Below are 20321 nucleotides of genomic sequence, written 5' to 3'. Positions count from 1 at the left end.
CCGTGCTGGCACCGGCTACGCCCCGTCGGGGCGCACCGGGCGCTGGCGTCGCCCTTGTGGGTGAACGGCACTCGGCCCCGGACCACGCCTGTCCCCGAGCCGGCATGCTGCGACGGTGACGCCGGCACGGAGGGGGAATCCACATGGTTGACGGGGATGTGCCAGAGCGGATGCAGGCCGCGGCCTTCGACGAGTTCGGCGGGCCGGAGGTGATCACCCTGCGGAAACTGCCGATCCCGCAGGTCGCCGCCGACGAGGTGCTGATCAAGGTCCTGAGCGCCGGCGTGGGGGTGTGGGACGCGTACGAGCGGCAGGGTGTGCTGGTGCCGGAGGGCTCGACCCTCCCGATCGTGCCCGGCTCCGACGGTGCCGGGACCGTCATCGCGGCCGGCAGCAAGGTGACCGACCTCGTGGTGGGCGATCTTGTCTACGTCTCCGCCACCGCCCGACCGAAGGGCGGCTTGTACGCCGAGTACGCGGCCGTCAAGGCGCAGTACGCGGCGAAGCTGCCCGACGGCGTGCCGGCGGAGCACGCGGGGGCCATGCCGACCGACGCGCTGACCGCGCTGGCCGGGCTCGACACCCTCAGCCTGTCGGCCGGCGACTGGTTGCTGATCTTCGGGGCGAGCGGCGGTCAGGGTCACCTGGCCGTGCAGTTGGCCAAGCGGCAGGGGCTGAACGTGATCGCCGTCGCCTCCGGTGCCGACGGCGTCGCGTTGGTGACCCGCCTCGGTGCCGACGTGTCCCTCGACGGCCACGGCGATCTGACCGACGCACTCGCGCGGATCCGGGACGCGGCACCGGCCGGGGTGGCCGCCATCCTGGCGATGGCCGCCGGCGCGACGTTGGAACGGCTCACCGAAGCGCTCGTCGACGGCGGCGTTGTCGCGTACGCCCACGGTGTGCAGCCGGAGCCGCGCGAGCGGCCGGGCGTCGTGGTCCGGGCGTACGACGGCGTATCGAACCCTCGACAGTTGCAGCGCCTCAACGAACTCATCGAGGCAGGCCCGTTCGTGGTGCACGTCGCGGAGAAGTTCCCGCTCGGCAAGGTACGGGAGGCGCACAAGCGCCTGCAGACGTCCTACTCGGGCAAGCTGCTGCTGACGGTCGGCTGAGACTCAGCGCGAACGCTGTTGCGGCACGCGTACCGATGCCATGCCGGCCGCCGTCGCGGCCTGGATGCCCAGGTCGGTGTCCTCGAAGACCAGGCAGTCCGCCGGGGGTACGCCGAGGTGCTGCGCCGCGAGCAGGAACGCCTCCGGGTCGGGCTTGGCGCGGGTGTAGTCGTCGGCGCAGACCAGCACGTCGAACCGGTCCAGCAGACCGAGTGCGTCGAGGGAGGCGGTGACCGAGGCTCGGGTGCTGCCGGAGACGACGGCGAACGGGACCCGTCGGTGCGCGTCGTGGATGTGCGCCAGCACGTCGGGTACGGCGGCGAGTTGCGGCAGCAGCTCCTGGTAGTAGCTCTCCCGGCGCTCGACGACGGTCTCCACCGGCATGGCCAGGCCGTGCTGCTCGTTCAGGTCGACGATGATGTCGGCGGTCGGCCGCCCACCCCAGGCGTAGAAGAGGTCCTCGGGGAACTCGCAGCCCCACTCGTCCAGGGCCCGCTGCCAGGCCAGATAGTGCAGCGGCATCGAGTCGACGATGGTGCCGTCGCAGTCGAACAGGTACGCCGCGAACTCACCGGATGGCAGGGGCAGACTCACCCGAGCAGGGTACAGCGGGCGGGCCGGGACCGGCGCATCCACTCAGTCGGCGGTGACGGATGCCAGCCGGCGCAGCAGGTGTACAGGTGGTCTTCGGCCCTGGCCTCGGGCCTCGGGCCTCACGGGACGAGTGGCTGCGTTGGGTCGGTCCGGTCCATCCGTCCCTCGTACCAGGTCACGCCGATCAGGAAGACGGTCAGCAGGGCGAGCGCCGCCAACGGGGGCAGGGACCGGCCGATCGGCAGCAGGGGCAGCGGCAGCAGCGCGGCGACGACCTGCGTCGGGTACACCGAGCGAATGGTCAGCCGACGAAAGACCAACCTGCTGAGCAGGTAGAGGGCGGTGCCGCCGTAGAGCGCCGTCGCGGCTTCCCAGCCCAGCCCGTGGGGATGGGCCGACTCCTCGGTGAGCTGACCGATCACCTCTTCGATCCCGAGCGCGACGTAGATGGCACCGATGATCAGAGTGGAGTGCCCGAGGCCGTACGCGTCACCCGCCACGTCGGCCCGCCGCTCATCCGGCACCTCGCTGACGGCCCGCCGTGCGGCGGGCGCCAGTCGATCGAAGTAGAGCCACCACAGGCAGACCGTGCTGGTGAGGCCGAGCAGTGCGGCCAGCACGGCGGAGCCGATCGGAGCCATCGTCCGTGGTCCTGCGCCGGCAGAGATCAGCGACTCACCCAGCGCGATGATGAGCACCAGGCCGAACCGCTCGGTGAAGTGGTCCACGCTGCGCAGTTGCCACGGCCGGAAGGTGGATGCGATCCGGGCACCACCGACATTCAGCAGGAAGGCGACCGTCCAGAGCACCGTCTGGGCTGTGCCGCCGAGCAGCGCGCCGATGATCAGCGGGAGCCAACCCAGCATCACCGGCACGGTGAAGAACCGCAGCGTCGAGCGCAGTGGGGGGTCCGTCGCGCTCGCCCAGAACAGGATCACGAGCTGCACTGCCCGGCCGACCACGTAGGCGAGGGCGAGGGTGAGCGGCGCGTCGAAGAGTTCCGGACCCTGCTGCCACGCACCCGGCAGCACCAGCGCGGCCACGAAGATCGCCGCCATCGCGACCAGGGTGGCCGCGCGGACCAGGCCGACATCCGGGCGGACCAGGTTTCCCACCCAGATGTACGGCGACCAGGAGTAGAGCAGCAGGAGCAGGAGCAGCAGCCCCTGGGCCAGGGTGAGCGCGCTCGGCGACTCCGCCATGAACGTGATGACCCGGGTGAGCGCGAAGACGAAGACCAGGTCGAAGAAGATCTCGAACATCGTGGTCCGGTGCGTCTCCGCAGCCGGCACCGGACGAACGCCGAAAATCCCCTTCATCCTCGCATTCTGCACAATCGGGGGCATGTCAGGGGCGACCGAGGTCAACGGCCTGGTCGTACCGACGCGACGCCGGATCCACATCAGCCAGGAGGACCGCACTCCGGACCTCTCCTGGACACCGATCATGCTGGACCTGGCGGACGTCCGCATCCGCTGAACCACCGGTGGTGCGGCAGCGGACCCGGCGACACGTCGGTGACCGACGCCCCGGCCTCAGGCCGAGGCGTCCGTCCGGCGCCGACTTCGCTCGGCCCGCCGCCGCACCTGTTGGTACGCGCCGGTCAGCCCCATCGCCCGCCGCACCTCGACCAGGGTCTGGCGTACCTCCTGGCGGGTCCGTTCAGTGCCCTCGACGATCAGCCGGTCGACGAACCCCCGGTCGGCTTCGATCTCGGCCCGGCGCTCCCGAATCGGCGCCAGGAACCCCTCCAACGCGACGACCAGCCGCTCCTTGACCTCCACGTCACCGACCCGCCCGGCCCGGTAACGCCGGGCCAGCTCGGCCACCTCATCCCGATCAGGATTGAAAACCTCGTGGTACGCGAAGACCGGGTTGCCCTCCACCGTGCCCGGCACATCGGCGCGCACCCGGTTCGGATCGGTGTACATGCCGAGCACCTTGCGACGCACCGTGGCCGCATCGTCGGAGAGAGCGATCGTGTTGCCGCGGCTCTTGCTCATCTTGGCCGCGCCATCGGTGCCCACCAGGCTCGGCGTGTCGGCCGAGATCAGCTCGGGAACCGGGAAGACCGGGCCGTACAGATGGTTGAAACGCCGCGCGATCTCCCGCGTCACCTCGACGTGCGCGGCGTTGTCCCGCCCGACCGGGACCACCTCCCCCTTGACGCAGAGGATGTCCGCCGCCTGGAGCACCGGATAACCCAGCAGCCCGTACGGCATCTCCTCCTTGCCGGCGTCACGCGCCATGTCCTTCAGCGACGGCACCCGCTCCAGCCGGGGAACCGTCACCAGGTTCTGCAGGAGGGTGTTGAGGTCGCCAACCTCGGGGATCGCCGACTGGAGATAGAAGGTGGCCCGTTGCGGGTCGACGCCGGCGGCGAGGATGTCGGTCACCATCTCGCGGGCGTTGCCGGAGACCTGGTCGATGTCCTCCCGACGGTTACGGGTGGTGAGCATGTGCAGGTCGGCGATGATGAAGAAGCTCTCGTAGCTCCGGTGCAACCGCACCCGGTTGGCGATGCTGCCGACGTAGTGGCCGAGGTGCAGGCGGCCGGTCGGCCGGTCGCCGGTGAGCATTCGTGCGACGGACATGGTGATGCGCCTTTCGTGCGGGAGAATTGGGTAACGCGTTGGCGCGCGCCGAGCAGGGCCGGTTCAGCCCTCTCGGTCAGCGGGATCGGCTCAGCGAGCCGTCCGCCATCGCGCGCCGGCGCGGTACCGCAGACCACCGGCACGGAGGACGCTCAGGAGTTGCTCACGGCCATCGCCGGAGCTGGTCAAGACCCCGGGCACCGCACCGAGCGGGGCGCCGACAACCATGTCGACCGCCTCCGATGTGCAGATGCCTGTCCGGACCACGGCCTCACATTACCCGCGGCATGGCTCCCGGGGGCGGTAGGTACTTGTCGGCGTAGTAGTTGCCCACGCGCTCCCGGTACTCCGGGTCGGCCGACTCCGGATCGAACGGCGGCGCGTCCTTGATCTCCTGCCGAGTGCGGTCGACGTGCACGACGCGTTCCTGGTGATCCACGTGAGCCACCGTGCCGGCCGGCAGCAGCACCTTCTGGCCGAAGACCCACGGACCGGTGTCCACGACCACGTACCCGGCATCCGCGTCGTTGCTCGCCTCGTCGATGGTGCCGATGCGCCCGTCGTTCGCCTGCACGTGATAGCCCACCAGGTCAACCGGCGTGCCGGGCCCGGGGGCGTCCGGCGCGTCGTGGCCACCGTCCGGACCATCCGGCGGTGTGGTCGACGGCGTGGTCTGTGTGTACCCACCAGCGAGGGCGGACGGATCGCGCCAGGCCCAGGGATTGAACATCGAGGGTTGCACGGGGCACCTCCGGGGACGGTCCTCAGCTGTCCTGTCTCGCAGTGCCCGCCCCGCTGGCGCCGGAAACAGATCGATCCAGCTCAGCTCCCGTGCCGAAACTCCGGTCCAGGCGTCGACCATTGGTTCGCGTGCCTGACCAGCCCTGGCGTCCAGGCGGGTGCGTCGCCCGTGTGAGGGCCGCGTGTGAGGGCTTGGTGGCCGGCGGGGTTGGTGCGCGGGATTGGTGGGTTGGTTCTCGCATCCGACCCTCGGTGCCCGCGGATGTGTATCCGGCCCTTGGCGCCTGTCCGGCCCTGGGTGCCCAGGCGGGGTTCACCTCCGCACCAGGCCTGGTGGCCCAGGCGGGTTGGCGTGGGCATCAGGCCTGGTGAACAGGGGGCCGCGCGTCGGCAACCGGTTCTGGTGAACGGACGCGCTGGCATACTCGGCTGCCATGGTGCTTTCGCGCGGGTGGTCTGTCTTCCTGGTCGGCGTCGGGGTCTGGACCTGGGTGATCTGGCCGAGGTTTGCGGTCGCCATCTGGCAGGACCCGCGGTCCTGGGCCTCCGGCGTCGTGGCGGAGGGCGCGGCCACCAGCTTTTTGTGGGTGCACGCGCTGTTGATTGCCGCGTCCCTGGCCATCGGCACCACCGTCGGGGTCCTCGGTATCCGGGCCTGGATTGCCGCCCGCCGCCGGCAGGCGTCCTGACCTTCCGCCCGACCAGACTCCCCGACGGTCTGGTGTCGGCGGTCTGCCTACTTGAGGCGGGGGTGCGCGAGTGATCGACACCAGATCGGCGACATCGCGGTATCGCACCCGCCGGGACACCCCCACATCGCCGAAGTGGAGTGGACCAACGGCCTGGAGACGCTGGATGTGGGCCGCCGGCCTCATCCCTCGCGGCGCCGGCGGCTCCGGAGGCTGGGTCGGGGATTCGGACTGACCTGGGGAAATCGCCCCTGCTCGGGAGTGTGACGCGGGACGCGTCCTGCGGATTTGACGATCAAACCCGCAGACGCGTAACTTTCTCTCTGCCAGCGCGGAACGGGGCAAACGGGACGAAGTCCTGAGGCACCGGAACGGGCTGACAGCCGGGTCAGACAGGGGTTCGCTTCTGCCAGACACGGTCCGGGCGGGGCTCACCGAATCGGCCGCGAGGCGGATTTGGTGCAGCGAAGCCGGCCGGGTAAGGTTCACGACCGGCAGGGAACCGGGCGCGACTGCGGGACACCGCAGCGGCCGGTCTGCCGAATCCGACGACCTGACACAGCGGCTTCGCCGCTGAGTGAGTGCGCCGGCGCCAAGCCGCACGAAGCATGACAGACCGGGACACACGGTTTGACAGGGCAGAGACGGTAAGGTAACGTAGTAAAAGTGCCCCGGCGCGAGAGCGCGGGGCACGCAGAACGAAAAGCCCCGGTTGGGGTTCCGCTGAGGTGGGGCTTCTGGTCGGTGTGTGGTTGTTCTTTGAGAACTCAACAGGGTGCTTGTAAAGCCAGTGCCAATTATGATTTATACCCCGGACTGGTCAGTTTTTCTGGCTGGTTGGGATTCCTTTGGCAACATTTGTTTGTTGTCAGGATGCTGTTCAACTAATTTTTTGTTGGAGAGTTTGATCCTGGCTCAGGACGAACGCTGGCGGCGTGCTTAACACATGCAAGTCGAGCGGAAAGGCCCTTCGGGGTACTCGAGCGGCGAACGGGTGAGTAACACGTGAGCAACCTGCCCCAAGCTTTGGGATAACCCCGGGAAACCGGGGCTAATACCGAATAGGACCTTTGGCCGCATGGCCGGGGGTGGAAAGTTTTTCGGCTTGGGATGGGCTCGCGGCCTATCAGCTTGTTGGTGGGGTGATGGCCTACCAAGGCGACGACGGGTAGCCGGCCTGAGAGGGCGACCGGCCACACTGGGACTGAGACACGGCCCAGACTCCTACGGGAGGCAGCAGTGGGGAATATTGCACAATGGGCGGAAGCCTGATGCAGCGACGCCGCGTGAGGGATGACGGCCTTCGGGTTGTAAACCTCTTTCAGCAGGGACGAAGCGAGAGTGACGGTACCTGCAGAAGAAGCACCGGCCAACTACGTGCCAGCAGCCGCGGTAAGACGTAGGGTGCGAGCGTTGTCCGGATTTATTGGGCGTAAAGAGCTCGTAGGCGGCTTGTCGCGTCGACCGTGAAAACTTGGGGCTCAACCCCAAGCCTGCGGTCGATACGGGCAGGCTAGAGTTCGGTAGGGGAGACTGGAATTCCTGGTGTAGCGGTGAAATGCGCAGATATCAGGAGGAACACCGGTGGCGAAGGCGGGTCTCTGGGCCGATACTGACGCTGAGGAGCGAAAGCGTGGGGAGCGAACAGGATTAGATACCCTGGTAGTCCACGCTGTAAACGTTGGGCGCTAGGTGTGGGGGGCCTCTCCGGTTTCCTGTGCCGCAGCTAACGCATTAAGCGCCCCGCCTGGGGAGTACGGCCGCAAGGCTAAAACTCAAAGGAATTGACGGGGGCCCGCACAAGCGGCGGAGCATGCGGATTAATTCGATGCAACGCGAAGAACCTTACCTGGGTTTGACATGGCCGCAAAACTCGCAGAGATGTGAGGTCCTTCGGGGGCGGTCACAGGTGGTGCATGGCTGTCGTCAGCTCGTGTCGTGAGATGTTGGGTTAAGTCCCGCAACGAGCGCAACCCTCGTTCGATGTTGCCAGCGCGTTATGGCGGGGACTCATCGAAGACTGCCGGGGTCAACTCGGAGGAAGGTGGGGATGACGTCAAGTCATCATGCCCCTTATGTCCAGGGCTTCACGCATGCTACAATGGCCGGTACAATGGGCTGCGATACCGCGAGGTGGAGCGAATCCCAAAAAGCCGGTCTCAGTTCGGATCGGGGTCTGCAACTCGACCCCGTGAAGTCGGAGTCGCTAGTAATCGCAGATCAGCAACGCTGCGGTGAATACGTTCCCGGGCCTTGTACACACCGCCCGTCACGTCACGAAAGTCGGCAACACCCGAAGCCGGTGGCCCAACCCCTTGTGGGAGGGAGCCGTCGAAGGTGGGGCTGGCGATTGGGACGAAGTCGTAACAAGGTAGCCGTACCGGAAGGTGCGGCTGGATCACCTCCTTTCTAAGGAGCACCTTCCGACGAAAGTCGGTAAGGAGCCCGCACTACCCGAATGTGGTGGTGGGGTGCTCAGATGGCGGAGACACTGGCAAGTTTTACCCTGGCAACGGCCGGCGGCGCTTAGTACAGCCACTCTCTTCGGGGTGTGGTGGGAACGGATGACGTTGGTGCGGCTGGGGGAGAATGTGAGCACCCTGTTGGGTCCTGAAGGAACAACCATTGGTTGTTGTTTCAGAGACTTGGCCAGCCTCCTTGTGGGGGCTGGAAGTCTGCCAGGCATGGCCTGGCTCCACATACCGCCGGCGGTTGTCGGGTTTGGTGTGGGGCGGATCGGGTTGTGGGTTGGTCGTTTGTTGAGAATTGCACAGTGGACGCGAGCATCTTTGTGGTCAAGTTGTCAAGGGCGAACGGTGAATGCCTTGGCACCAGGAGCCGATGAAGGACGTGGGAGGCCGCGATAGGCCTGGGGGAGCTGTCAACCAAGCTGTGATCCCAGGGTGTCCGAATGGGGAAACCTGGCACCAGTCATGTGGTGTCACCCACACCTGAACACATAGGGTGTGTGGAGGGAACGCGGGGAAGTGAAACATCTCAGTACCCGCAGGAAGAGAAAACAATTTAGTGATTCCGTGAGTAGTGGCGAGCGAAAGCGGATCGAGGCTAAACCGGCTGCGTGTGATACCTGTCAGGGGTTGCGTGGTCGGGGTTGTGGGACCCTGCTGAACAAGCTGACACTTGTTCGAGAAGTTACAAAGTTAGTGGCTAGTCGAACAGTCTGGAATGGCTGACCGTAGACGGTGAAAGTCCGGTAGGTGAAAGTTGCTGACCTTCTGTGGGTGTTCCCGAGTAGCGGCGGACCCCTGAAATCTGCCGTGAATCTGCCAGGACCACCTGGTAAGCCTAAATACTTCCTGGTGACCGATAGCGGACAAGTACCGTGAGGGAATGGTGAAAAGTACCCCGGGAGGGGAGTGAAATAGTACCTGAAACCGTTCGCCTACAATCCGTCGGAGCCTTGCGGGGTGACGGCGTGCCTTTTGAAGAATGAGCCTGCGAGTTAGTGGCATGTGGCGAGGTTAACCCGTGTGGGGGAGCCGTAGCGAAAGCGAGTCTGAATAGGGCGATTCAGTCGCGTGTCCTAGACCCGAAGCGGAGTGATCTAGCCATGGGCAGGCTGAAGCGCGGGTAAGACCGCGTGGAGGGCCGAACCCACCAATGTTGAAAAATTGGGGGATGACCTGTGGTTAGGGGTGAAAGGCCAATCAAACTCCGTGATAGCTGGTTCTCCCCGAAATGCATTTAGGTGCAGCGTCGCGTGTTTCTTGCCGGAGGTAGAGCACTGGATGGTCTAGGGGGCCCACAAGCTTACCGAAATCAGCCAAACTCCGAATGCCGGTAAGTGAGAGCGCGGCAGTGAGACTGCGGGGGATAAGCTTCGTAGTCGAGAGGGAAACAGCCCAGATCACCAGCTAAGGCCCCTAAGCGTGTGCTAAGTGGAAAAGGATGTGGGGTCGCATAGACAACCAGGAGGTTGGCTTAGAAGCAGCCACCCTTTAAAGAGTGCGTAATAGCTCACTGGTCAAGTGGTTCCGCGCCGACAATGTAGCGGGGCTCAAGCACACCGCCGAAGCTGTGGCATTCACATTTTATCCTCGCTTGGACTTGATTCCTTGTGCAGGTGTGTGGATGGGTAGGGGAGCGTCGTGCCGCGAGTGAAGCAGCGGGGTGACCCAGTTGTGGACGCGGCACGAGTGAGAATGCAGGCATGAGTAGCGAAAGAAGGGTGAGAAACCCTTCCGCCGGATGACCAAGGGTTCCAGGGCCAGGCTAATCCGCCCTGGGTGAGTCGGGACCTAAGGCGAGGCCGAGAGGCGTAGTCGATGGACAACGGGTTGATATTCCCGTACCCGCGAAAGAGCGTCCCTGATGAACCTCGTTGTGCTAACCGCCCGAACTTGGTGAGGTCTTCGGACTGAGCTGAGGGAGCGTGGGAACCTGATGGGTAGTAGTCAAGCGATGGGGTGACGCAGGAAGGTAGCTGAGCCCGGCCGGTGGTTGTGCCGGGGTAAGCGTGTAGGCCGTGTTGTAGGCAAATCCGCAACACATATAGGCTGAGACGTGATGCCGAGCCGATTCAGGTGAAGTCAGTGATCCTATGCTGCCGAGAAAAGCCTCTAGCGAGTTCTTAGCGGCCCGTACCCCAAACCGACACAGGTGGTCAGGTAGAGAATACCGAGGCGATCGGGCGAACTGTGGTTAAGGAACTCGGCAAATTGCCCCCGTAACTTAGGGAGAAGGGGGGCCGGAGACGTGAAGCCCCGCGCGGGTGGAGCGTTGTATGGCCGCAGAGAGCAGGGGGAAGCGACTGTTTACTAAAAACACAGGTCCATGCGAAGAAGTAATTCGATGTATATGGACTGACGCCTGCCCGGTGCTGGAACGTTAAGGGGACCTGTTAGCTCTTCGGGGCGAAGCGGAGAACTTAAGCGCCAGTAAACGGCGGTGGTAACTATAACCATCCTAAGGTAGCGAAATTCCTTGTCGGGTAAGTTCCGACCTGCACGAATGGCGTAACGACTTCCCCACTGTCTCAACCACAGGCCCGGCGAAATTGCAGTACGAGTAAAGATGCTCGTTACGCGCGGCAGGACGGAAAGACCCCGGGACCTTTACTATAGCTTGACATTGGTACTCGAATTAGCTTGTGTAGGATAGGTGGGAGCCGGTGAAGTCCATACGCCAGTATGGGTGGAGGCAATCTTGAAATACCACTCTGGTTGATTTGGGTATCTAACTTCGGACCGTTATCCGGTTCAGGGACAGTGTCTGGTGGGTAGTTTAACTGGGGCGGTTGCCTCCTAAAAGGTAACGGAGGCGCCCAAAGGTTCCCTCAGCCTGGTTGGCAATCAGGTGTTGAGTGCAAGTACACAAGGGAGCTTGACTGTGAGACTGACAGGTCGAGCAGGGACGAAAGTCGGGACTAGTGATCCGGCACTTGCGAGTGGAAGCGGTGTCGCTCAACGGATAAAAGGTACCCCGGGGATAACAGGCTGATCTTCCCCAAGAGTCCATATCGACGGGATGGTTTGGCACCTCGATGTCGGCTCGTCGCATCCTGGGGCTGTAGCAGGTCCCAAGGGTTGGGCTGTTCGCCCATTAAAGCGGTACGCGAGCTGGGTTTAGAACGTCGTGAGACAGTTCGGTCCCTATCCGCCGTGCGCGTAGGATACTTGAGAAGGGCTGTCCCTAGTACGAGAGGACCGGGACGGACGAACCTCTGGTGTGCCAGTTGTCCTGCCAAGGGCACGGCTGGTTAGCTACGTTCGGAAGGGATAACCGCTGAAAGCATCTAAGCGGGAAGCCTGCTTCAAGATGAGGTATCCCACCCACTTTGTGGGGTAAGGCCCCCAGCTAGACGACTGGGTTGATAGGCCGGAAATGTAAGCCCGGTAACGGGTTCAGTTGACCGGTACTAATAGGCCGAGGACTTGACTACTAAGCTGCTACGCGTCCACTGTGCAACTCTGAACAAGCGAACACCCGTGATTTTTGTGCCGGGGTTGTTTGATATGTTCATAGAGTTACGGCGGTCATGGCGGAGGGGAAACGCCCGGTCACATTCCGAACCCGGAAGCTAAGCCCTCCAGCGCCGATGGTACTGCACTCGTGAGGGTGTGGGAGAGTAGGACGCCGCCGGACAATCTTTCAGAAAGGGCCACCCCCAACGGGGTGGCCCTTTCTGCGTCCTCGGACCCAGACGTCCGGACTCACGGGGTCGCGCGAGCGCCTGACGACAGTCAATACTTTCGTGTGACTCTCGAAGCGGGAACGTGACCGTGACGCCACCCACCGCCGAATCATCCGGTGAAACGCCGCCGCGTACATCGCCGCAGCCGCGGCGCGGGTTGCAGGGCACCGCCCGGCTCGCAGTGATCGCGCTGACCCTGTGGGGGGTCGTCGACGTGGTTCGCGCAATCCTCAGAGTGGGGCACTACGAGGCCCGCATCGAGGTGGCAACCCACGGAAACGTCGACGTGGCGCCTGCCTGGTACGCGTACACGATCCTGAGTGAGCCGTTGCCGTACGGCTTCGTGACAGTCGCGGCGGACTGGCTGTGGATACTCGCCTCGATTGCCGCAGTCGCCGCCGTCGTCACCTGGCAGTACTACGTGCGGCGCACAGCGCAGTGGCTGGGAGACGCAGTGCCGTGGCCGCCGGCCCGAACAATGAGAACGTGGTGTTCGACCGTTCTCGGCACTGTCGTTCTCTACCTGCTCAGCTTTCTGTACCGCTGGGCCACCTCGGACGGCGGCAGGTTCCACGAGACCTCGCTGGACACCCGGCCGGTGGCCTATCCGCTCTGGACCGCCGGGACGGCGTTGGCCGTGGTCACGGCGGTCCTGAGTGTTCGAGTCGTGCGGCGGACGGCCGAGGCTCAGGAGGGCTTCGGCCCGCAGACGTAGCGGGGTTCCGCGTCGTAGCGCCAGGTGAACTTCTCCCGCTTGACCACCGCGCCACCCTTCTTGATGATCCGGAAGGCGTCCTGGGTGAAGCCGTTGATGCCGTTGGTCGAGATGCACGAGGGGCCGGGTGCAAGATGGATCTGCTTCGGCGTGGTGATGTTGCGGCGTGTCCCGTACTCCGTCTTCACGCTGTCGTAGATCTTCGTGCTCCAGATCGACACGGTGATCGTGCTCGACGTGTACGACGTGTCGATGAGCAGGCCGTACTCGGTGTTGTTGCGGAACTTGAAGTCCAGGTCCGGCCAGAAGATCGTCGACTCGATGACCGCCGGGTACCTGTCGAACCAGTACGAGTGGGGCTTGTGCTCGACGTCCTCCAGCCCGGCGTAGTACGTCGCGTTGAACAGGGTGGTGGTGAACTGCGAGGTGCCGCCCCCGACGCCCGGCACCAGTTTGCCGCCGAGGATGACCGGTGCGTCCCGGTAGCCCTGGGCGTAGCCGCGCTCGCCGGTGTGACCGTTCAGCGAGAACGTCTTTCCGGGCAGGACGACTGTGCCGTCCACCTGCCGTGCGATGGTCGCGATGTTCTGGCTGCGCGACGAGGCCATCCCACCGGTGAAGCGGGTGGTGAAGGTGGACACCCGCTCCTTGATGCCCAGGCCGGACAGCTTCTCCGCAGTCAGCTCCGGCGGCGCCGGCTTCAACTCGCCGGTTACCTCGCGGCCGTCCGACTTTGGTAGCACCGCCAGCAGGTCTTGACCCAGGGTCGCGGTATCCAGCTGTTGACCGGGTCGCCCGTCGGTGGTGGTGGGCCGGCCACCGGAGATCGTCATCGTGGCGTTCTTCGGCGGCACCTCGATGCTGGCCAGGTTGTCGCCGAGCGCAGCCCGCAGCTGCTTGACGTCCACCGACGGGGTCAGCTTGCCGGTCTTGTCGGCGGTGAATCGCAGGCTCTTCGCGATGGCAGCCGGCGGGACCTTCACCGAGCCCTTCCCGGTACGCAGGGTGACCGGTGCGGCGACCGCCGGCTTCGCCAACTCGTTGACCAGGCGGTCCAACTCCTCCGGGGTGGTCGCCGGGTGGCGCTCCACCAGCGGCACGGTGACCGGGGTGCCCGCCAGCCAGCCGGCGCGGACCACCTCGGCGGAGCGCTGCGGCTCCAGGGCCAGCCCGGGCTTGGGCTGCACGACCTTCGGGGTGGTGCCCTGGTAGGTGATCGCTGGCATCGTCATGCCCTGGGCCTTCTCGCCGAGCACCTTGCGGAGCGCGTCGTCCAACCGGTCCACGTCGACGGTGACCACCGGATCGACCGTGCGGGAGCCGACCAGCCGGCTGACCGCGTGCGCGTCGGCCGCAGCCGCTGCCGCGAGGGTCGCCGGCACGTCGACGGCCAGCCCCACGTCGGCCGGGTTGATCTCGGCGCTACGCCCGTCGACGGTGACCTTCAACGGACCCGCGAGCGCCGCCGCGCGCCGGTCCAGCTCCGCCCGCAACTCCCGGTCGGCGTCCGCGCGGCTCCGGCCACCCAGTTCGGTGCCGAGCACGCTGGTGCCGCGGGGCACGTCCCCGGCGTACGCCCAGGCACCGGCACCGGCCACGGCGGCGAGTACGCCACCGGTGACGCCGGTGGCGAGCAGCATCCGCATCCGGCGGGGGCGGCTCGGGCCGGCCTCCGGGTCACCGGCGGCAGGTGCCGTCACCGGGTCCGGGCCGTCGTCCGGCCAGGTGACCGCAGTGACCTGCACGGTGGGCCGGTCGTCGGCGGGTGGAGTTTTTTCGCCGTACAGCGTCACTGCAACCTCGATCGCCAGGGTGCCGCGGGAGGTCCCCCCTCCCGGAGGCACCTACGGTAACGAATGCACGGCCGTCCTTGTGGGCTGCGCCCACCAGGCGCTGCTACCGCGTGTCGCCCGGCGTGTCACACGGGCCCGGGGGCGGTGCCGGCGGCGGACCAGAGACGTGGCACGGTGGCCGGGTGGACACTGCGGAGCGGGTGTTGGCGTACGGCGGCGGGTGGTTGGACCGGGCGGGCCCCCTGCGCACCGATCCGACCCGGTTGAGCGCGTTGCGCACCGAATCGTCCACCGTGGTGCTGCCGCTGTGGCGGGACCGCTGTCTCGTCGACGCGGACGGCCCGGTCCGGCTCACCGCGGAGCGCGCGTCTCTCATCTTGTCCGCTGCCAGCGAGACGGTCTTCCTGGGGCTCGACGGGGACGTTGCCGTGTTCGCCGCGGACCTGTCCACACTCACCGAGCAGGCCGCCACCGAAATGGCCGGCGCGGCGCGGTCCGTCGACGTACGGGCACTGGTCGGGCGGCTCGAACCGGGCGACGCGGCCGTCCAGGCGTACGCCAGGGGGTTGCTGCACTGGCACCGCCAGCAGCGATTCTGCGGAACGTGCGGTGCGCCGGCCGTCGCCGACGGCGGCGGGCACGTGCGGACCTGCGCCGGCGGGGAGTGCGGGCGTCTCCTGTTCCCTCGGATCGAACCGGCGATCATCGTGCTGGTCGAGGCCCCCGGCCCGCCGGGGCGCTGCCTGCTGGCCCGGCACGCGGGCGCACCCGAGGACGCCTACTCGACGCTGGCCGGCTTCGTCGAGATCGGTGAGAGTCTGGAGGACGCGGTCCGTCGGGAGATGGCCGAGGAGGCGGGTGTGACCGTCACCAACGTGACCTACCAGGGGTCGCAGGCCTGGCCGTTTCCCGCCGGCCTGATGGTGGGCTTCCGGGCCACCGCCACGTCCGACGAGGTACGTGTCGACGGGGACGAACTGCTGGAGGCGCGCTGGTTCACCCGGGCGGAGTTGCGGGACCGGGTGGCTGCCGGTCGCACGCTCGGGCGGGTGGACTCGATCGACCACCGCCTTCTGGAGGACTGGTTGGCCACGGCACCCTGACCCGTTGGGCTGGTGCTACCTGGTACTCCTCGGTCATTCGGGATGTTCGGATGGGTCGATCGATCCGACGGTCCGCGTGCGACAGGGGACGCTTGCCGGGACGGAGCCTTACGCTCTACGTTCGTTACATTATTGTAATCAGTCAATACGCCGTTACGGTGCGCATCCAACTCTGTTGATTGCGACATCTTTCGTAGGCATTTGACTGTTTCGGTATCCGGCCAGCCAACTCGGTGTGACGCCGTGCTGCTACTGCTGGATCGCCCTCCTGCTACCGCCGAGTAATCGGGGGGGTTGTGAGCTGCGCCCCAGTGGGTGCACCATCAAGCCCGATCGTTACCCGCCAGTAACAGATGACGGGCCCGGCGCAGGCCGCCAGATCGGGACCGGCGACCCGCGCGCATCCACCTCGAGGAGGAATCCGTGCAGGATCGGTTTGACAATCAGGGCCGTACCCGGTGGTGGCGGTTCGTCGCCATGATGGTGCCCGCCACAGCCGCCGCAGGCGCCATCCTGTTCGGAATGTCGACCGGCGCGATCGCGTCCGACATCACGGTCTCCGGGCAGACGTTCAAGATTGGAGCCGATCGCCTCGAGGGCGACGGCTTCAAGCAGTACGGCGGCATCGTCCGGGAGAAGGGCAAAGACGGAAAATCCGGGCAGGTCCACCCGGTCGCCCTCTCCGAGATCAGAAGCGCGGAGTTGTACAGCCTCTGCCAGTCCGTCCGCGCCGACCTGCCCGGCCTGCCGGTGGTGCTCACCATCAACGCCGGCGAGGGCAAGGAGCCCGCACGGGCCAAGGACCTGCTGATCGCAATGGACTCGTTGAACGGCAACGCGACCTTCACCAACATCAAGATCGGTCGGGACGCCACCGACCTGAACGCGACGGCGCAGGCCGGCTCGTTCGGGCAGAACTCCGAACACGTCACCATCACCAACCTGCAGCAGGTGTCCCGCTACACCACGGCAGCCACCTTCAACCTGGTCGGCCTTCGGCTGAAGGTCAACGTGGGTGAAGACGCCAAGGGCAAGGAGTGCTTCTGAGGTGAGCCGTGGCTCGCGGTGCCCCACACCGCGGCCCGCGGTGTCCTCGTCGAACTAGCTGTTGACCGGTGGCCGTCCGCCGACGGTGTCGCTGGTCTGGGGCCGTCCGCCGAGTGTGCCGCTGGTCGAGGGCCGCTGGTGGAGGGCCGCTGCTCGAGGGCCGCACGCCGAGGGCGCCGCTGGTCTGGGGCCGTCCGCCGAGGGCGCTTTGGTCAGTGACCGCCCGACGCGCACGCCGAGGGCATCCGCCGTCAGGCTGCGGCAGCGCTGGGCAATGAACGACTCCAGATCGCCGATGTTGCGGTGTCCCGAAGGCTGGATGCCGCCACATCGTCGAAGTGGAGTGGATCATCGGGCCTACGCCCCACCGTTGCGGGCCTGGCCCGTGTTCCCGTCCCCGCTCCGTCAGGAGGAGTACGTGACAACCGCGAACCCGTCGCACGCCCGGCCCGGCGGCCCGGCTCAGGCGTGGCGGCTCTTCCGCCGCTGGCAGCGCAGCCGACCGTTCTGGGGCGGTCTGCTCACCGCTCTGGCCGGGCTGGAGATGTTCGCTTCCACCCGGGTGACCCTCAACGGCCTCAGCTTCCACAGTGGGGCGAGCGGCCTGCTCTCGCTGCTGATCCCGGTCATCCTGGTGACCTGTGGCCTGCTGCTCTGGTTCACTCCGGCACAGCGCCTGTTCTACTCGGTCGTCGCGGCGGTGACCGCGGTCTACTCGCTGATCGGGCTCAACCTCGGCGGCTTCTTCGTCGGTCTGCTGCTCGGCATCGTTGGCAGCGCCCTCGCCTTCGCCTGGACGCCGACCCGACCAGCACCTCCCACCACACCGCGGGCCGACGTCGCGCCGTCCCTGGCGGACACCGATGCTGCGGAGACCGATGCTGCGGAGACCGATGCCGCGGAGACCGACGTCGCGCGGGCCGACGTCGCGCAGGCCGACGTCGGGCAGGCCGATGTGACGCGGGTCGACGTTGCGCCGGTCGACGTCACGGAGGCCAACGTCGAGCCGGCCAACGTCGAGCCGGCCGATCACCTCACCGGGGCCCAGGCGTCCGACGAGGGCGTGCCGCCAGCGTGGCCGGGACGTTCCGCTGACCCGCGGGCCTTCGGCATCGTTCTCGTGGTGCTCGGTCTAGCCGCCGCTGGACTGGCCTTCCAACCCCGACCGGTGCAGGCCGCCTCGGCCCGGCCCGCCGCGATGGCCTGCCCTACCCCGTCCCGGTCCAGCAGTCCGTCGCCCAGCGCCAGCGCGGCCACGCCTACGCCGACCCCGAGCCCGGAGCAGGGCGGCAATGTGGTCACCGACATCCTGGGCGGAATCGGCGACCTGCTTGCTGGTGGATCCGGCGGGGAGACCCCGACACCATCAACGAGCCCAACCCCGACGCCGACGACCCGCCCCGGTTCCACCAACTGCCCGCCGCCTACCCCAGGCGAGCCGGGCGCGACGACCCCAGCCAAGCCGGGCACGACGGCGCCCGGCGAGCCGGGTACGACCGCCCCCGACAAGCCGGCCACGGTGGAACCGGGCAAACCGCTGCCGCGTATCGCCGCCGATCCGGGCCTGCCGATGGTGGCTCAGACGCCGTCCAAGCTCACCGGGTCGTCGGTCCGGATGACCGAGTTGCGGTTCGAGGGGATCACCGAGCTGAGCACCGTGAAGGGCGACCTCAAGGTGCTGAAGTTCAGCATGCGGGAGGCGGTGACCGACGACTTCCTGCTACGCGCCGACGGCCCCGAGGGGCGCAACCAGCGGTACGCGACCAACCGACTGACCGTTAGCGGGCACGTGGCCTTCTATGCCACCCGGTTCGTCGGCCGGCTGCTCGGCATCAAGATCACGCTAACTCCCGATCTGCCGCTGCCGTACGGCATTCCGATCACCTCGCCCGTTCCGATCACGTTCACCGACCCGGTCATGGATCTGGCGTACGTCACCAGTGACACGCTGACCGCCCGACCGGCGTTGGCGCTGACCCTCGGCTGAGCGGCACACCGGTCCGATGGTCCCGGGCGCCGGCGGCTCGTCGTACCGCCGACGCCCGGAACCGTTTGTGACTCAGAGCCGGGCCAGTGCCTTCCGCAGCGGGTCGAGACCGAGAGCACCCAGGTCCAACGCCTGCCGGTGGAACTCGCGCAGGTCGAAATCGGCACCCTTGCGGGCCTTGGCGTCATCCCGGGCCTGGAGCCAGATCCGCTCACCCACCTTGTACGACGGCGCCTGTCCCGGCCAGCCCAGGTAGCGGTTCAGCTCGAAGCGCAGGTTCTCGTCCGGCACCCGGCAGTGCGCCCGCATGAACTCCCAGCCCAGCTCGGGCGTCCACCGCTCGCCCGGGTGGAAGCCGAACGGGTTGTCCTTGGGGATCTCCAGCTCCAGGTGCATGCCGATGTCGACGATCACCCGTGCTGCGCGCATCGCCTGGCCGTCGAGCATGCCCAGCTTGTCGCCCGGGTCCTCCAGGTATCCCAGCTCGTCCATCAGCCGCTCCGAGTAGAGCGCCCAGCCCTCGCCGTGCCCGGAGACCCAGCAGAGCAGCCGCTGCCAGCGGTTGAGCAGGTCGGCCCGGACGGCGGTCTGCGCCACCTGGAGGTGGTGACCCGGCACGCCCTCGTGGTAGACCGTGGTCACCTCTCGCCAGGTGGAGAAGTCGGTGACGCCCTGCGGCACCGCCCACCACATCCGGCCCGGGCGGGAGAAGTCCTCACTCGGCCCGGTGTAGTAGATGGCACCGTCGCTGGTCGGGGCGAGGCAGCACTCGATGCGGCGGACCTGCTCCGGGATGTCGAAGTGGGTGCCGTGCAGCTCGGCGATCGCCTTGTCGGCGAGCGCCTGCATCCAGTCCCGGAACGCCTCCTTGCCCTGGATGGTCCGGGCCGGGTCGGCGTCCAACTTGGCGACAGCCTCGTCGACGGTGGCACCGGAGCGGGCGATGCGTCCTGCGACGACCCGCATCTCCGCCTCCAGGCGGGCCAGCTCCGCAAACCCCCAGGCGTACGTCTCGTCCAGGTCGACCTTGGCGCCGAGGAAGTACTGCGAGGCGAGCTCGTAGCGCTCCCGGCCGGCGGCCTGCTTGTCCCGCCCGTGCGGGGCCAGCTCGGCACGTAGGAACTGGCCGAACTCGGCGGTGGCCGCGGTCGCCGCGGCCGCACCCCGACGCAGCTCGGCGCCGAGCGTGCCCTCTGCGCCGAGCCGCTCGACCAGCCCGTGGAAGAAGTTGTCCCCGGTCGGGTCGACCCAGATGTCGCACTGCTTGGCCACCTCGACCAACTGCACCTTCGAGCTGACCTTGCCGGCGGCGAGCGCCTCGCGCAGCGTGGTCTTGTAGCTCTCCAGCGCGCCGGCGAAGCCGTTGAGCCGGGCGGCGATATTGGCCTGCTCGTCGCTGGTCGCGGTCGGCATCAGGTCGAACACCATGCGGATCTCGTGGAGCCCGCTCTCGATCACGCTGATTTCGCTTGTCGTCTCGCCCGCGTCGTACCGGGCCAGGTCCAGGCCGAGCCGTTCCTGCATGGCCTCCTTGGCGGTCCGTTCCGTCTCGGTCTGCGGCTCGGTCACCTCCAGTTCGGCGAGCGTCCGGCGGGTGAGGTCCGCGCGCGCCTGGTAACCCTCGGGCGAGAGGTCGTCGAGCTGGTCGTCATGGCCGGCGATGCCGACGTAGGTCGCGCCAGTGGGGCTCAACGGCGCCCACTCGGCCACGTAACGGTTGGCAATTTCATCGATTCGTCCCACGCTGCGACCCTACGTGACCACCCTGCCCCCGTGTCGACGACGTTTG

13 protein-coding genes and 3 rRNA genes are annotated in these 20321 nt (G+C 66.7%); 10 read left to right on the top strand and 6 right to left on the bottom strand.

The annotated features are described in order from the left end of the window. Positions 1 to 143 precede the first annotated feature (143 nt). Positions 144 to 1115, top strand: a complete 972-nt coding sequence (locus tag JOD64_RS13440) for a quinone oxidoreductase family protein (protein WP_204942538.1) — start codon at positions 144 to 146, stop codon at positions 1113 to 1115. Positions 1116 to 1118: 3 nt separating this feature from the next. Here JOD64_RS13440 and JOD64_RS13435 read toward each other — a convergent pair whose 3' ends face one another. Both JOD64_RS13435 and JOD64_RS13430 read right to left on the bottom strand, forming a co-directional pair. Beyond that, positions 1119 to 1709 carry an HAD family hydrolase gene (locus tag JOD64_RS13435; RefSeq protein WP_204942537.1) on the bottom strand — a complete coding sequence of 197 codons (591 nt, stop codon included), beginning with the start codon at positions 1707 to 1709 and terminating at the stop codon, positions 1119 to 1121. Between the two features lie 119 nt (positions 1710 to 1828). Next, positions 1829 to 3028 (bottom strand): low temperature requirement protein A, encoded by a 1200-nt coding sequence (locus tag JOD64_RS13430; protein ID WP_204942536.1) that lies wholly within the window; start codon positions 3026 to 3028, stop codon positions 1829 to 1831. Between the two features lie 25 nt (positions 3029 to 3053). Between JOD64_RS13430 and JOD64_RS33475 the strand changes: the two genes are divergently transcribed. After that, on the top strand, positions 3054 to 3188 hold the full coding sequence (locus JOD64_RS33475) for a hypothetical protein (RefSeq protein WP_275581444.1): 135 nt from the start codon (positions 3054 to 3056) through the stop codon (positions 3186 to 3188). A 56-nt stretch (positions 3189 to 3244) separates the two neighbouring features. On the opposite strand, the gene trpS is transcribed toward JOD64_RS33475, so the two are convergent. Both trpS and JOD64_RS13420 read right to left on the bottom strand, forming a co-directional pair. Further along, complete coding sequence (gene trpS / locus JOD64_RS13425) at positions 3245 to 4303, bottom strand: tryptophan--tRNA ligase (protein WP_204942535.1); 1059 nt, start codon at positions 4301 to 4303, stop codon at positions 3245 to 3247. 271 nt (positions 4304 to 4574) lie between these two features. After that, positions 4575 to 5045, bottom strand: coding sequence for a PRC-barrel domain-containing protein (locus JOD64_RS13420; RefSeq protein WP_204942534.1), 471 nt, complete (start codon positions 5043 to 5045; stop codon positions 4575 to 4577). Positions 5046 to 5478: 433 nt separating this feature from the next. Between JOD64_RS13420 and JOD64_RS13415 the strand changes: the two genes are divergently transcribed. From JOD64_RS13415 to JOD64_RS13395, 5 genes are all read left to right on the top strand, one after another. Further along, positions 5479 to 5733, top strand: coding sequence for an SCO4848 family membrane protein (locus JOD64_RS13415; protein WP_204942533.1), 255 nt, complete (start codon positions 5479 to 5481; stop codon positions 5731 to 5733). An 892-nt stretch (positions 5734 to 6625) separates the two neighbouring features. Then, a 16S ribosomal RNA gene (locus JOD64_RS13410) occupies positions 6626 to 8142 on the top strand. Positions 8143 to 8526: 384 nt separating this feature from the next. Further along, positions 8527 to 11635, top strand: a 23S ribosomal RNA gene (locus JOD64_RS13405). An 86-nt stretch (positions 11636 to 11721) separates the two neighbouring features. Next, positions 11722 to 11838, top strand: a 5S ribosomal RNA gene (rrf, locus tag JOD64_RS13400). The 16S, 23S and 5S rRNA genes sit together here, the layout of an rRNA operon. A 137-nt stretch (positions 11839 to 11975) precedes the next feature. Then, entirely contained in the window at positions 11976 to 12602 is a 627-nt protein-coding gene (locus JOD64_RS13395; protein WP_204942532.1) for a hypothetical protein, read from the top strand. Here JOD64_RS13395 and JOD64_RS13390 read toward each other — a convergent pair. After that, complete coding sequence (locus JOD64_RS13390; protein WP_204942531.1) at positions 12575 to 14395, bottom strand: VanW family protein; 1821 nt, start codon at positions 14393 to 14395, stop codon at positions 12575 to 12577. The two genes, JOD64_RS13395 and JOD64_RS13390, sit on opposite strands and share 28 nt — an antisense overlap. Before the next feature lie 182 nt (positions 14396 to 14577). On the opposite strand from JOD64_RS13390, the gene nudC reads away from it, so the two are divergent. From nudC to JOD64_RS13375, 3 genes are all read left to right on the top strand, one after another. Then, positions 14578 to 15498 (top strand): NAD(+) diphosphatase, encoded by a 921-nt coding sequence (gene nudC, locus JOD64_RS13385; RefSeq protein ID WP_204942530.1) that lies wholly within the window; start codon positions 14578 to 14580, stop codon positions 15496 to 15498. Positions 15499 to 15921: 423 nt separating this feature from the next. Continuing rightward, positions 15922 to 16545 carry a DUF6230 family protein gene (locus JOD64_RS13380; protein WP_204942529.1) on the top strand — a complete coding sequence of 208 codons (624 nt, stop codon included), beginning with the start codon at positions 15922 to 15924 and terminating at the stop codon, positions 16543 to 16545. A 418-nt stretch (positions 16546 to 16963) separates the two neighbouring features. Continuing rightward, on the top strand, positions 16964 to 18532 hold the full coding sequence (locus tag JOD64_RS13375) for a DUF6114 domain-containing protein (RefSeq protein WP_204942528.1): 1569 nt from the start codon (positions 16964 to 16966) through the stop codon (positions 18530 to 18532). A gap of 72 nt (positions 18533 to 18604) precedes the next feature. Here the strand turns inward: JOD64_RS13375 and JOD64_RS13370 are convergent, their stop codons facing one another. Further along, the gene (locus tag JOD64_RS13370) at positions 18605 to 20275 is read right to left on the bottom strand and encodes a DUF885 domain-containing protein (protein ID WP_204942527.1); all 1671 of its coding nucleotides are present in this window, start codon (positions 20273 to 20275) and stop codon (positions 18605 to 18607) included. Between the last annotated feature and the right edge of the window lie 46 nt (positions 20276 to 20321).

Origin of the sequence: Micromonospora luteifusca, assembly GCF_016907275.1 — a bacterium.
GTDB lineage: Bacteria > Actinomycetota > Actinomycetes > Mycobacteriales > Micromonosporaceae > Micromonospora > Micromonospora luteifusca.
The sequence above is the reverse complement of the archived record's forward strand: the minus strand, read 5'-3'. Positions and strand labels throughout refer to the sequence as shown.

Excerpts from the sequence above, each read along its gene's own strand:
- JOD64_RS13440 (WP_204942538.1), top strand. The coding sequence starts at position 144 with ATGGTTGACGGGGATGTGCCAGAGCGGATGCAGGCCGCGGCCTTCGAC.
- JOD64_RS13430 (WP_204942536.1), bottom strand. The coding sequence starts at position 3,028 with ATGAAGGGGATTTTCGGCGTTCGTCCGGTGCCGGCTGCGGAGACGCAC.
- JOD64_RS33475 (WP_275581444.1), top strand. The coding sequence starts at position 3,054 with ATGTCAGGGGCGACCGAGGTCAACGGCCTGGTCGTACCGACGCGACGC.
- trpS (WP_204942535.1), bottom strand. The coding sequence starts at position 4,303 with ATGTCCGTCGCACGAATGCTCACCGGCGACCGGCCGACCGGCCGCCTG.
- JOD64_RS13415 (WP_204942533.1), top strand. The coding sequence starts at position 5,479 with ATGGTGCTTTCGCGCGGGTGGTCTGTCTTCCTGGTCGGCGTCGGGGTC.